Raw genomic sequence first — 14421 nt, 5'->3', positions numbered from 1 at the left:
CGGTCCCCAATTGCCACGGGCGATGGACAACCGCTACGCGTTCACGCCGATTCCAGGACTCGGCGCAGCAGCGAAGCCATGCCGAAACTGTGGCCGTGGCGACGTCAATGTGAACGTCAACGTGAACACGGGCAGCAATGCATCCGTGGGGTCGTCCAGACAGCACAGCGAAAGCGCGCCCCCCGATACCATGCCGCCTGTCGTGCAGCATGTGGAGCGAGAGACCCCGAAACAACAAGACGTGCCGGATGTGCGGCGCATTCTCCGGGAAGAGCTGACACGTAGCGGGCTTGGCAAACCATCGTTCGAGGGTCCCCAACGGCCCCCAACAGCCAAACGTCAGGTCGAATATCGCCCGGTCTTCATTCCTCGCGACCGGATCGTCGAGAGAGTACAGTACAAGCCGTTCAATGTCGTGTGGGATCGCCTGCGGCGCGTCTTCACGAACCGCGACGTCATGCACCCCGTTGACCGCGTGCGCACGGTTCCAGCAGCCGCAGTACGGCCATCATTCGAGGGAACGGCGCGCCGATGATGGGAGCCATGACCATATCACCCAGGCGGCCTACGGCGAACGCTCCGCTTTCGGACCTTTCGGACCTTTCCCCGATGGCCAGCCTTATCGTCTGCGTCGCCCGGTCGTATGCCGCGACGCGCTTCGTCGAATCGGCGAAGAACAACCGCGACGTCTGGACCGATGAACTGTGGAGCTGCTACCATCCGTACGGCAACTACGGCAGCTACTGCGTTGTCGGCGCATATGCGATCATTCGCACGGCATTCGACCTCGCGGCACGTTCCGGCACGGCCTGTATTCACGGTTTTCCGACACGCCCGGCGGCGGGATCCGGGAATCGCGAACGCACGCTCTACGGCAACGTCTACAGGACGCTCATGGAGATCGAGCGCGCGGGCATCGTGCCGACGGGCCGCGAGCCGGAAGTGGGCGCAATGTTCTGCCGTGCGTCGAACGACGCAGGCCACAACCATGCGGGCATCGTCATCGAAACGCCGATGACGGATGCCCACTATATCACGACGGTCGAAGCCAATACCACCGTAAGCGGCGGAAGCGGAAACCCTAAAGCCTTCGTGACCGTGACGTACAGCCGTGCCGCGTATGAGCGGTATGTATCCCGTCCGTTCACGAAGTCCGGCGATGCGGCGCGGAACTACGCAGGCGCGGCCATTGCAGGATGGCGGTTCGTCTACTTCCACCGCATGTGCAACCTCGCGGCCATGCCGGTCATTCCCGAAGGCTACAGGGCGTGTCTCGGCGTGGACATCGTCTGTGAAGTATCGCGTCTTCCGGTGCCGAGCCCCCCGGCGTGCGACATCATGACGCCGCCCCCCGCTGCGCCTGATGACGACCAGTATCAGGACTGGCAACTCTTCAGCAACGTCTATCCTCGCACGCTGCCGAATGGCACCGTGCAGACGCGTCCGGGTGCGAACGACGCCCAGGTATCACCTGACGGATGTTGGGTCAGGTACAAGCGCGGCGTCTCGCTTCTGCCGCCGGACGCCGCGCCGCCCACCGACGCACCGCCGTGCAAGGAGACGTTTCTTCTGAAATCGGCGTGCGACCCCCACGACGGACAGGGCCCACGCACCGTCCTGCGGTTTGCGACCACGGACGGCGTCGTGACGCCGCAGGACCTGCGGGACTACGGCGTATGCGAAGCGCTCATGTCCTCGGTCATCACCCGTAACGATCATATGGGACGCGGCTACAGCCAACGGGCAAAGGCCGTCTACGACTACGTCCCCATGATTCGCCTGGATAACTGCAATGCGTTCATCCTCAGCGAATCGTCGGAGATGTTCAGGATCTTCGAGCAGTTCTCCCTATGGGGCCCCAATCCCCGTATCGTCAGCATCGACCGTACACGATTCTCGGATGGCACGGGCGGCGGATGGGCCGAGCGGCTTGGCCGGTGGCTGCATCCGGAAGGACCGAAGATGTTCTTCCCTGAATCTTCACTTGACGGTGTCCTCGACCGGCAAGGGTCGTACTACGCCATGTACGTGCTACGGGGCATCGGTTTCAACCAGAAGCGTCTCGACGCACGGGATCCGTTCTACAGCTACAAGTTCGGCGACATCTCGGAGAACGGCTTCGACATCAGTCTCTTCGATCTTCTCCTCGAATGGGACAAGCGTGCGAAGGACCGTGCGGGGCAGAATCTTGTCATCGTCTGGCGCGGCGATCCGATCACGGTATGGGATGCCGTACGTGGCCCCTTGCGTGTCATCTCCGGCCTCATTCCAGGCGTGGGTCCCATCTTCAACGTCGTGTCGACGACGATCGACACGATTCGCGCGGCACAGGGTACGGCGATCGACGTGGCGTTCACGCTCACGAACGGTATCGCTGCGGCTCTCGGCTCTGGCGTCCTGGGTGAGAAGCCCTTCGGTGTCGATGCCAGCGTGTTCCGCGACATCCAAAGCACGTCACAGCGTGCCAATGCCGTCTACAGAACGTTGCAGGCAAGCCGTGGGCAAAGCGGCCTGCAGGCGGCTCTTGCCGTCGCACGGGAGTTCGGGCGTCAGTTCCCGGAGGTAACGTCGGCGGTGCAACGCGAGTTCGCCGATGAAGAACGCTGGATTCGGAATGCCGCGTCGGAAGTGGACCGCTGGTGGAATGGCGCGCTCGGTGACGTGCGCTCGACGGTTCATGGCATTGCCGACAGTTGGTCGGCGCAGGCGATGGGCAGCCTCATCAGCCTTCAACAGGGCGTGGAATCGACCTTCGCTCATCTCGTCGCCGATGCGACGTCGATCACCAAATCGGCAACGCAGATACCGTACGTGCAGGAACTTCTTCTTACAAAGGCGTCCGCCTCGCTTCTTGCGCTCGTGCCCGGAGTCAACAAGGTCGCGGGCAACATCCTGAAGGTCGCCGACATCTTCCGTCAGGACGTAACCGATGCCGTCGTGCATTCAGCCCTGGCGGGTCTTGCTACCGGCAAACAAGTGATCGATGGCGCGTTGGATGGCCTTGTCCTCAGTAGTCTCCTGAACAAGGCCGATGACTTCGCACGCCGGGGCTGGGACTTCTCTCTTCCCATCACGATGCAGAAGGACAAGGCCGAGTGCTTCGCCCATGAGGTGCGTGTTGTCACGGGCCTTGAGTGCTGCACGCCGAAGAAGTATGTCTGCGGCTCGTGCGTTGACCCGAAGACGCTTGCGCCGTGTCCCCCTGAACAGTACCGCGACAGTGACGGTTGTTGTGTCGAGCGGCCCGTACTGCCGAACAGCGGCGCGGACGCCCCGGGCACGACGGGCGGAGGGGAACGTACCGGCACGGGACCAGGCGTAGGCCCTGGGGCGGGGCCAATGGGCCGGGATGACCAGGGTATCCCTCGATATGATGGACCGATCCCTGCTCGTGGCCCTGACGTTCTGCCGTCCTGCATCCGTGTCACCAGCGGGGTCTACCGCTACTGTCCGCCGCCATACTGCGGCGTGCGGCCGGGAAGTGAGGCAAGGCCCGTTCCACAGACGCAGGGAACCGAACAAGCGACGATTCAACTGACGAACAGCAATGGGGGGGCCTTCGAGCTACGGGCAACGCGCAGCGTTGGGACTCTTCAGTGGGGACAGTTCGAGGCGCGTGCCATGCAGCCGTCCGGCAATGGCTGGGTTCCGTCGCCAACGATGTTCCAGGCGGTGGACACGCGCAGCATCATCGCGGGTACCGTCATGTCGCCGGAGATGTTCGAGGCGATGCGCGTGGGTCAGCGGGCTGAACCTGTACGCGCAGGGCTCTCGGACATTCAGACCTTGCCCGGCGGCGGACCGCTTCCTGCGATCGAAAGAGCGATGCAGCAACTGGACGTGCCATCAGGACCGAAGGATGCGTCTACACTACCAATGGATGCGCGCGAGAGTGCGGTGCTTCCTTCATGCACGGTCATGTATGAAGCACGGTATTCGGACGTCCCGTATCCGCAGTGGCACGCGCTTATCGGCGCGCGCTGGACGGAGATCGTTGACTGTTGCCCCCGGACGGATGACGGATGCTGCCAGGAGACCAGCCGTGAACTGGCTGAGCTTCGCAGGGCCGTCGGCGAGGCAACCGCCGAAGCGCGCCAGACACGGACGCTCGTGACGGCAATACGTGAGCAGCAGCAGGCTATGAGTGAGCAGCAGCGAAACCTGTCCCTTGACGTTCAGAAAATCATGGAAGGGGTCTTGCGGTGCGGCGCAGGTGAGAAGGTCGACGTCAGCGACATCCGGCGCGACCTGGCGTTCATCCGCTCACAGCTTCCCATGCAACCGACGCAGTATGACGATGCGGCTCTTCTCGTCCGCATCGGTGATCTGGAGCGTGCCGTCCGTGAACTACGCATTCCGGGGACGTACGACGATGCCGCGCTCCGGCGTGACATCATGGACCTCAAGCGCGTCGTCGAAGCACGGTGCCAGCAGTGCGAGACGCGGAACTACGACCCTCGGTTCGACAGCATCGAGGCGATGATCCGTGCCATCGTTCTTCCGCCGCCGGTCGTCCTGCAAGGGGGAACGCCTGCCGTGCAAGCAGCCGTTGACTACAGGCCGTATTTCGAGAGCGTGCAGCGCACACTTGCCGAAATCCGGACAGCGACCGGAACGAACTACGACGAGACGTTCCGGGAGCTTTCCACGCTCATCGGCCAGATGCCGAAGGTCTGCCCGTCGTGCCGGGACATTGACCTGGCTCCTATTCTCGCGGTACTCGCGCGCATCGAGCAGAATACGCTTCGGAACTACGACAGCGAGTTTGCGGCCATACGACAACTCATCACGGCAATGAAGAACGACGGCGTGCGGGACTACGACGCACGCTTCGACGAACTGGAACGCCGTATTGCGGCGATCCGCGTAGCGGAGTCACGCGATTATACGGACCGCTTCAGCCGCCTGGACACTGCCCTGGACGCTATTCGTACGGCTCTTCCAAAGGGCACGTATGATGACTACTTCACGGCGATCCAGCGGAGCCTGGACGCCATTCTCGTACGCCCATCCCAAGACACTCCTGCCGCCGGTCAAGAGAAGGCAGCGCAGAACTGTGACTACAGGTGGGACGAGGTGGTGCGCCTCCTGGGGGAGATTCGGACGCTTGCGTTCTCCCGTGAAGGGCCCGCACGGGCGGACTCCTTCGCGGCCTACATGGCGACGCTCGAAAAGTTGATCGGCGAAGCCACAACGCGCGTGACGACCGCCGTGGACTATCGCTACGATGACGTGACCCGCCTCGTGCAGGGCCTGCGTGCGGAAATGGCCTCACGGCCTGACTGCCCCGTGCCGCCGACGGACCCGCGCCTTGACGAGATCACGCGCCTTCTTCTGGAACTACAGTCGACGTCGGCGATGATGACGACGTCGATTCGGAAATCGCAGGAAGATCTTACGCTTCTGCGTGAGAATGCCGCGAAGATGGACACGGCGTATGCCCGGCACATTGACGAACTGCGGACGGCAATCCGTACGACAGGCGGCACGACGGACATCCTGCAAGCTCTCGAACGGGCGCAGGCCGAATGGCGGTATCAGCAGGCGAGATACGAAGAAGAGATTGCGGGACTCAATCGGCATCTAGATGACGTGCGGGAGAGTATGCAGAAGCTGCCGAGCAGTAGCCTGCCGCCACTTCGTCCTATGCCGCCCACCGAACCACCGTACAAGCCCACCGAACCACCGTACAAGTCCACCGAACCACCGTACAAACCCACCGAACCGCCGTACAAGTCCACCGAACCACCGTACAAGCCAGGGACACAGCCGCCACCGCCTCGGCGTCCCGTCGAGAGAACGCGGACGTATGAAGGACGGGAGTGTGAGGATTGCCCAACCCTGGTCGAGCGGCATGAGCGCTATGTCTACGGTCCCTTACCGGCAGGCACGCAACGCGCGAATGACGAATGCGAAGAACCTTGTGCGTGACAAGTATGATACCCTGCGAATGATGAACATGAAAGGATGACGACATGAACATGACCTACGGCACATCACTTCAGAACCGAAGCCTGTATCCAGGGCTCTCCGGTCTTGACATGGACTTCCAGAGTATCCTGGAAACGGGTGCGAACCTTCTACCTGACGGCGTGCAGCGTACGGGACAGGACATCATCGACAGCGTCAAGGCACCTGCCGAAGAAGCAATCCGCACCGTTGCCGGTGAGCGTGTTCTGGAAACCATCCAAACCGCAGCACAGCAGGGCATCGACGCCGCACGCCAGGGCGCAGGACTGCCGCCTGCGACTACAGGAAATACCACGTCCGGCAGCACGCAGACGACTGCGAAAAAGGAGGCCACCACGAACGCTTCGGGAGCAACCGAGGCGGCGGCGGCCGTCGCCGGAAGCATCATTACGCCGTGGGGCATCGGCGGGGCCGTCGTGGGCGGCGGCGTGACCTACGCTCTGACGGGACGAATGAAGAAGCCCCCGAAAGGATTGCGCCGCGTTGTCGCCTCGGCCCTCGTCGGTGTTGCGGCAGGTATCGTTACGGGCATGGTGACAGCGAAATGACAAGCGCATCGCCCTGCGAAAGACGTACGTCACAGATCATGAATCCACCTGAAAGACAGACATGTCAACGGCAATAGCACCACGACGCACCCCGGTGAGGACACGAAGACCGCTCCTCATAGGGACCGAACGGCCGCTTCCCGTGAGGGCACGCAGGCCAGGGGCCGGGCGTCTCAGCACGCTCATGTGGACCGGTATGGACAACCTCAAGATCACGACGGCAACGCGTCCTGCATGGACCGACCATAGCCTTGCTGTCGTCGGTGGTCTCATGTACGTCACGCTGCCGACGGCGATCGAAGCAGGCTTCGGCGTTGACCTCACGGGATGGAAGGGGTTTCTGACATCGGTCGCGGCGAACCTCCTCCTTGGCGGCGTGTTGCTGTCGCCTGCGTACATGGCGGGTACTCTCGGCGCGGCGATGGCACATCTGACGTATGCCAAGATCCAAGACCCCTTGTTCCTGAAATACCTCAAGAAGTACGCCTATCGGTTCGATCCGACGATCGTGACATCGAGCATGTCGGACGACGCGCCGCTATTGCCCCCCGGTACGGTTCTACGGACGGTCGCCGGAGAACAGATCGCCGCATTCCCGCCTAGTCCGTCTGCCGCGTCGGTGGGCATCGCTCAGCCTACCACAATGATTCAGCAGCCTACCGCAATGAACCAGCAGCCTATGTCAACGAATCAGAACGTGCCTCCTGGCACGCTTACCGATGGATATGGACGAACGCTTTCCGCGCCGCACCTTGCCGACCAGTATACGCCGAAGCGGGCGCGCGTACGCGCGCACTACAATCAGCCCTTCAATGCAGGATGGACACATGGCATGACATAGTGTCCACCCGACGACCCTGATACACCGTGCGAACGATCATGTGGCATCATGAACGATCATGAAGTAACTGAACGATCAAGCAGCATCCACCGCGTGCATTGCCCTTGCACCTGACAACAACCTGCGCTATTGCCCGGCGCATCTCTTGACATGGGACTCTTCACGGACATGGGACGACCGTTTTCGCTATCCCATTTTTTTCGAGGAGTTCTTTCATGACCCAAGCACAGATTCTTTCCTCCAACCGCGACGTACGCGCGGCAATGGATCAATATGGCTATGCCGAGGATGACGAGAAGGTAGCTCGTGCGCTCAGGATCGTTCGCTCGACACACTACTTCGCCGCCGGTGAAATGCTGACGAGCAAGAAATTCTTCCAGCAATCGATGATCGACGGCGTCGGCTCCAACTACGCATTTCCGCAGAACGAAACGGCGGTCGACATCATCGGTCTGAAGATCATTCACGGCTGCCGGTTCGCATCAACACCCGTCGACATCCAGAACAAGATTCAGCAGCAGTTTGAGTTGAATTCCGACTTCAGTCTGACGTACCAACGCCGTCAGGACCGTATCGCCGGGTCCGTCTCCGAGTTCGTGCCGCACATGTTCGTCAACAACGGCGGTGCCTTGGTAGCGGTCGACAAACCCAATACCAACCTCAATAACGGCTTCTTCATCCTGCCGACGCCGCTTCAGATCGCGGCTAAATCATCGCCCGAATGGAATCTCACGATCCCGTCCGGCTTTGCCCTGGGTGCAGCGAAGAATACCGGAGCCGATGCCGATCCCGTGATCCCTGGACAGGCGGGGAAGACCGCTTTCATCATGCTTCAGCTCATCATCGAAGAGAAGTTCGTCGCACAAGGATGATCCTGGTGCGACGACTGGACATGTCCTCTTGCTGGCGTTCCCTTTTTCGCGTCCGCATCTCCGGCATCCCCTGATTCCGTGCGCGTGGGCGCAGGCTGGTACTACTGCCAGTGTGCAGAAGCGCGTACGGGATAGGCCGGAGAGAATCTTCACTTACCAGAGAAGCCATGTACTTCATACAACCACCACCGGGCGTGCAATGGGATGCGCCCTACAGCTACGTGAAGCGAGCGACGATATCTGCGCCTGGACAGAAAGCAACGCTCACGATCAACGTGGACAGTGACCAAGGCGTATGGATTCGTCGGCATAGAATCACGGCCTTCTATGTGATGGGCGGCAACCTCGCTCGCATGGTGCCGACGACGGTCGCACAGGACCGTCTGGAAGTTTCCGTCAGGCGCGGCAACGGCGTCCTCAACATGGACAATCCGATGGACGTCCACGACTGGAATGACATTCCGGATGACTTTCTCTTTCCTGGGTGGACACTACCACCGGCAACGGTACTGACGGTCGACGTCGGCCACGTTTTTGTGGGTGCGGCCAACTTCGGCGTCCCCATCTGGCTCACGCTCAGCCTGTCAGGATTCCGTATCGGGAGGGGCGCGTGATGCTCTCCGACTGTCTACGTCCGGAAATCGTCCGCGAGTACCCGCATGTGCGGGAGCTGCTTTTCATGTCGACTGTCGACGCGAATGAGGAGTATAGCTACAGCCATGTCGCCAATACTCCAACGGGCTATGCGGCGGAGCTGGAACGCTGCGCACAGTCGTCGTCACAGGTGGGCACAGGACTTGTGCAGGCGAATCCGTATTCGACACGCCTCATGCCCGTATCAGTGCAGGACGACGTCGTGGGCATCGACACGGGCGTCATGCTGGAACAGGCGACCTTTATCGGCTACGATGCAACGCTCTCCGGATCGCCGCTTCAGAATGCAGCGAACAACGCGGAGATCATCGCATCACAGGCGTCGCCGACGGACGCCTACGTTGCGTCCCACTTTCGCTTTGGTATCATGGGGAACTGGCAGCCAAACTACTGCCGTCCGGAAATACGCATCGACGGCGTTGCCATTCTCTCGATGGGCGACAGCCAGGTCGTGAACCCCGCAACCGAGACACGCGCCCACCTGGGCCATATGTCGATCGGCGTGGCACTGCCGTACACGGTGCATTTCTACCGCGAGATGGACCGCGTCAGGAACATCGAAGTGTTTTGTCCCCTGGGGCAACCGATCCTTTCGTCAGCGGAGCCCACCGAGAAGATCGTGCGCTATCCGGTCCTCTGCATGATGCGGTGGAGGACACGATAACCAATGGAGGACATCCCTATGGCCAAGAACGTGCGCGACGTGCGCATCAGTAAACAGAAGCAATACCTCTTCGGTCCTATTGCACGTGGGGCCGAACAAGCCGACATCGATCCCGGCGAGCTGGTGCAGTTTCTGACGGTATCCGAAAGCGGTATCAACTATCCGCGTGAGCATGACGGCACGCACTTCACGGAGATGGGTATTGCGACCTTCGCCGAGTACCTGAACCGGAATCCAGAGGGCCTACGCCCTGGCAGAAGGTTTTTCTTCTACGAGCAGACGGCGGATGGATACCGCCTGGTGCATACGGGCACGATGAAGCCGCCGAAGGATGCTCGCTCCGTATTGGGAGACGAAAAGCCTCATGCCGACCAGGAACCCGTGCAGGCTTCTGGTCAGCAGCCGCAGATCGTCGTCCATATTCCTGAAGACCACCGCCGGCCGACGGCTCCCCGCGTCAGCCTGGAAGAGATCATCGACCAGATGCGCGACGACGTGCGCTCGCTGCGTGCGGAAAATGCGACGATGGTCGGCCGCATGTCGGAGTTGCATACGAAGATCATCGAGGCGGACCAGAAGAGGCTCGTCGCCGAGAACGAACTCGTGCTTGCCCGTGAACGACATGAGCGTGACATCGAAGCGCTCAGAACCGAACATGCACGTGCCATCGAGACGCAGAATGCCCTGCACGCCAAGGACCTCGAAATCCTGGGCGGCAAGGCCATCGAAGAAGCACGCATAGCCCTGAAGGACGAGTCCTTGCAGGATGACGACGAATCGACGTTTGAGCGACTCATGGACTTCGTTGCCCCGTTCATTCAACCAGCGGGTGAACTGGCGAAAACGTGGCTCGAAACGAAGCTCCACGAGAAACGCGTCCGGCAGCACCTCCCTGCCACACCTGTCACGAATGGGCCTGCGCCGGCCACGAATCATGTACATGAGTCTGGTCAGCCTGCCGCATCCGCTGCGGCCGCAGCACCACAAGCCACTCAGTACCCCATTGTCCAGGACCCCATGATGATGTTCCAGCATGTGCAGGCATAGGACTACAGCGACTCACACGTACCACGTTTCACCTTCACAACGAGCGACGACACGATGATTGCAACCATCAACCAGGACGTACCCCAGGCTCTTCTGGACCTTCTCCAGGAGATCGATTACACGAGAATGTCCACAGGCGAGTACCGCACGGCACTCCGTGACCTCGAAGCGTATATCGATGCGAAGAGAATTCTCCCCAGACGGCGCGCAGCCGTGCAGCAGACGACGTATACCCTGCCGAACGCTGTTCCCGTCGAGGCAATCGATATGATCAACGGCTACGACTATCGGAGCCTGAAAAGCTGGCAGGTGAAGGCGGCCATTCCCTACGTCCGTGCCGAACTGCGTCGGCGCGGCCTTCTCACGTAACGCGCCCCCGCATGTCACTCGATACACGATACATTGGTCTGGACTCCGGTCTTGCGCAGTATGTCCCACCACCGGCAAGCGGCGGTTTGACGTCCGTGGGTCTTGCCATGCCCGCACCATTCGTCGTGACCGGAAGTCCGCTGACGGCAGATGGGACTATTGGCGTCGCCGCCCTGCCGCAGAGCGCAAGCAGCGTATGGGCCGCTCCCCCCGGCGGCGGCGTGCCCGTCTTTCGCATTCTCGATCCCGTAGACATTCCTGCGCTCGATGCGGCGAAGGTCACAAGCGGCGTTTTCACTACGGCCCGACTCGGCAATGGCGCGCCGAGCGCGGGGACCTTCCTGCGTGGGGACAGCCAGTGGGCCGCAGTGCCGGGCGCAGTGCCGGGCGGCGCACCGTCCCAGGTGCAATACAACGCTGCGGGCGCGTTCGGCGGCTCGGCAGCCTTCACGTTCAATGCCCCGACGGGACAGCTCGCACTGGCGACGTCCAATACCGGGAATGCGATGACGGTGTCGGCGTTGGGCCTCACGACGACGGGCCTTGCCGTCACGCGCAGTGCGGGCACGGCTGCCGCGATCATGGCTACAGGACCAGCACAGACGGGAACGAGTCTTCTTACCGTCAGTGTGACGACGCCGGGCGCACTTCTGGATGCGGCCCTGGGATACACGGGAGCGTATGGCGATGCCGCCGTCGCTGGCATCACGCGAACGCCCTCCCTCATAGGGGTCCTTGCCGCCGCACAGATCGGCGACACGAATACGGTGCAGACCCCGCTTGTTATCGGTCACGACACGACGGCGTTCGCATCCATTGCATCGGGCTATGGTGTCGGCACCGCCTTTCGTCTTCGGACGGCGACGACCTCGCCCATCGCCGGACAGCACTATGTGTCATGGCTCGATCCGGCGGACGGAGCAACGTCCTCGCAACACACATGGACGACGGTTCATGCGGGAGGACCGCTCACGGAACGTCTGCGGCTCTTGTCTGATGGCGAGCTTCGTATCGGAACATCCGTCGTCTACGTCGGCCTTCGTCCTGCGGCATCGGGCACGCCGACGTTCACGCTGCCAGGGGCGGCAGGAACGAACGGACAGGTACTCACGACGGACGGCGCGGGCGGGCTTTCGTGGACGACGGGATATGTTGACCCGCTCAGCATCAACGGCGACCTTCTCGTGCGCAGCGGCGGCGTGACGACGCGCCTGGCCATCGGCACGAACGGACAACACCTCGTCGTTGCAACAGGCGTGCCCACATGGCAGACGCCGACGGCGGGATATGTCGATCCGCTCACGACGGCGGGTGATCTTCTATACTTCGATGCGTCCACGACGCGCCTGGCGATCGGAAGCCTTGGTCAGTTCCTGCGTGTCTCCGCTACTGGACGTCCCGCGTGGCAGACCGTGAGCCTGTATACCGATCCGCTTGCCGTGGACGGCGACCTTCTCGTGCGCAGCGGCGGCACGACGACACGTCTGGCGATCGGCACGAACGGTATGGTACTGACCGTCGTTGCCGGTCTTCCGACATGGCAGACAGGCGGTGCCGGATATGTCGATCCGCTCACGACGGCGGGTGATCTTCTGTACTTCGATGCGTCCACGACGCGCCTGGCGGTCGGGAGTACAGGTCAGTTTCTTCGTGTCTCGGTTGCAGGACGCCCGGCGTGGCAGACCGTTGGCCTTTATGCCGATCCGCTCACGACGGCGGGTGATCTTCTATACTTCGATGCGTCCACGACGCGCCTGGCGATCGGAAGCCTTGGTCAGTTCCTGCGTGTCTCCGCTACTGGACGTCCCGCGTGGCAGACCGTGAGCCTGTATACCGATCCGCTTGCCGTGGACGGCGACCTTCTCGTGCGCAGCGGCGGCACGACGACACGCCTGGCGATCGGCACGAACGGACAACAACTTGTCGTAGCAACGGGCGCGCCCACGTGGCAGACGCCCACAGCAGGATATGTCGATCCGCTAAGCCTGAATGGCGACATGCTTATGCGCTCCGCAGGCGTGACAACGCGTCTCGCTCCCGGCACCGCAGGCCAGTTCCTGCGCATCTCCGGCGGCCTACCAACGTGGCAGACCGTCAGCCTGTATGTCAACCCGCTTGCCGCAGATGGAGATCTTCTCTACTTCAACACGACGACGACACGCCTTGCGGTTGGAAGCATCGGCCAGTTCCTGCGCATCGTCGGCGGGCTTCCGGCGTGGCAGACCGTAACGATCTATGCGGATCCGCTCAACACTAACGGTGATCTTCTCATGCGCAGCGGCGGCATTACCACACGCCTGCCGGTCGGCACGAACGGCCAACACCTCGTCGTGGCTGCGGGCCTTCCGGCGTGGCAGACCGTAACGATCTATGCGGATCCGCTCAACACCAACGGTGATCTTCTCATGCGCAGCGGCGGCGTGACGACGCGCCTGCCGGTCGGCACGAACGGCCAGCAACTCGTGGTGGCTTCGGGTCTTCCGGCGTGGCAGACGCCGCCTGCCCTGTACAGTGATCCCATGACGACGACCGGCGACCTCGTCTACCGCAATGGATCGAATGTCACGGCGCGCCTACCTGCGGGCGCCAACGGACAGTTTCTGCGCATCGGAAGTGGCGTGCCGGGTTGGCAGAGCGTCGTCATCTACAGCGATCCTATGACAACGATCGGCGACGTCATCTACCGCAACGGCGCGAACATCACGTCGCGTCTTGCGATCGGTACGAACGGTCAATTCCTCATCGCCTCGGCGGGCCTACCTGCATGGCAGACGGTCGCCTTCTACAACGATCCGCTCACGAGTGACGGAGACATCGTTGTCCGCATCGGCGGCGTGACGACACGCCTGCCGATCGGCACGAACGGCCAGACGCTTACCGTCGTCTCCGGAGCCGTCGCCTGGCAATAACACTATCGGCAACGATTCTCTTCATCACGAACAGTTCTCACCACAACACATACACCACATCACATTCCAGGACTACCAATGGCACGCTCGGCACACACCCTCGCAGAACTCACGGCGATCCGTGATGCGCTCACAACGCTCGGTAACATGGTCCTGCCGATCGGCTATCTGATCGCCAAGAATCTGCGCATCGTTCGCACCATCGTTGACGAGGCACATGCGATCGGACGTGAGTTCACGGAACGCCTCATCGAGGGGCGTACGCCCCGGCTGGTCGTCATCTCCGAAGCGACGAAGGAGGTCTTGCGCCCGTATGCCGACGGCGACGTGGTCGCGAGCGGTGAACGCGTCGCCTACAACCTGACGGACGACGACCGTCGTCGTCTCGCTGCCTTCGAGCAGGAAATGAACAGCACGGACCACGACGTCGAGTGGCACGGCATCGCCGAATCGCTCGTGGAGGCGCTCACGCTGCCCGGTAATGCGGTGGAGTGCCTTCTCGGCAACATCATCACGGGAAGCGAGCGGCGCAAGGAATGAGGCCAGA

11 protein-coding genes are annotated in these 14421 nt (G+C 61.8%); all 11 read left to right on the top strand.

Features of this window, described 5'->3' with window-relative positions; translation table 11 throughout:
* The first annotated feature begins 22 nt into the window (after positions 1 to 22).
* The 11 genes from BGO89_06865 (at position 23) to BGO89_06815 (ending at position 14414) form a co-directional block, all read left to right on the top strand.
* Positions 23 to 535 (top strand): hypothetical protein, encoded by a 513-nt coding sequence (locus BGO89_06865; GenBank protein ID OJX57687.1) that lies wholly within the window; start codon positions 23 to 25, stop codon positions 533 to 535.
* The gene (locus BGO89_06860; protein OJX57686.1) at positions 532 to 5931 is read left to right on the top strand and encodes a hypothetical protein; all 5400 of its coding nucleotides are present in this window, start codon (positions 532 to 534) and stop codon (positions 5929 to 5931) included. The genes BGO89_06865 and BGO89_06860 overlap by 4 nt, the downstream gene beginning before the upstream one ends.
* Before the next feature lie 44 nt (positions 5932 to 5975).
* On the top strand, positions 5976 to 6518 hold the full coding sequence (locus tag BGO89_06855; GenBank protein ID OJX57685.1) for a hypothetical protein: 543 nt from the start codon (positions 5976 to 5978) through the stop codon (positions 6516 to 6518).
* Between the two features lie 184 nt (positions 6519 to 6702).
* Complete coding sequence (locus tag BGO89_06850; GenBank protein ID OJX57684.1) at positions 6703 to 7359, top strand: hypothetical protein; 657 nt, start codon at positions 6703 to 6705, stop codon at positions 7357 to 7359.
* A gap of 215 nt (positions 7360 to 7574) precedes the next feature.
* Positions 7575 to 8231 carry a hypothetical protein gene (locus tag BGO89_06845; protein OJX57683.1) on the top strand — a complete coding sequence of 219 codons (657 nt, stop codon included), beginning with the start codon at positions 7575 to 7577 and terminating at the stop codon, positions 8229 to 8231.
* 167 nt (positions 8232 to 8398) lie between these two features.
* Complete coding sequence (locus tag BGO89_06840; GenBank protein OJX57682.1) at positions 8399 to 8845, top strand: hypothetical protein; 447 nt, start codon at positions 8399 to 8401, stop codon at positions 8843 to 8845.
* A complete protein-coding gene (locus tag BGO89_06835; protein OJX57681.1) occupies positions 8845 to 9549 on the top strand; it encodes a hypothetical protein in 705 nt (234 codons plus the stop codon). The genes BGO89_06840 and BGO89_06835 overlap by 1 nt, the downstream gene beginning before the upstream one ends.
* 18 nt (positions 9550 to 9567) lie before the next feature.
* The gene (locus BGO89_06830; GenBank protein OJX57680.1) at positions 9568 to 10596 is read left to right on the top strand and encodes a hypothetical protein; all 1029 of its coding nucleotides are present in this window, start codon (positions 9568 to 9570) and stop codon (positions 10594 to 10596) included.
* A 54-nt stretch (positions 10597 to 10650) separates the two neighbouring features.
* Positions 10651 to 10965: a hypothetical protein gene (locus BGO89_06825; GenBank protein OJX57679.1), complete on the top strand. Its 315-nt coding sequence runs from the start codon at positions 10651 to 10653 to the stop codon at positions 10963 to 10965.
* A gap of 107 nt (positions 10966 to 11072) precedes the next feature.
* Positions 11073 to 13874, top strand: coding sequence for a hypothetical protein (locus BGO89_06820; GenBank protein ID OJX57678.1), 2802 nt, complete (start codon positions 11073 to 11075; stop codon positions 13872 to 13874).
* Between the two features lie 78 nt (positions 13875 to 13952).
* Complete coding sequence (locus BGO89_06815) at positions 13953 to 14414, top strand: hypothetical protein (protein OJX57677.1); 462 nt, start codon at positions 13953 to 13955, stop codon at positions 14412 to 14414.
* Positions 14415 to 14421: the final 7 nt, after the last annotated feature.

The sequence above is a fragment of the Candidatus Kapaibacterium thiocyanatum genome (assembly GCA_001899175.1).
GTDB lineage: Bacteria > Bacteroidota > Ignavibacteria > Kapaibacteriales > Kapaibacteriaceae > Kapaibacterium > Kapaibacterium thiocyanatum.
The sequence above is the reverse complement of the archived record's forward strand: the minus strand, read 5'-3'. Positions and strand labels throughout refer to the sequence as shown.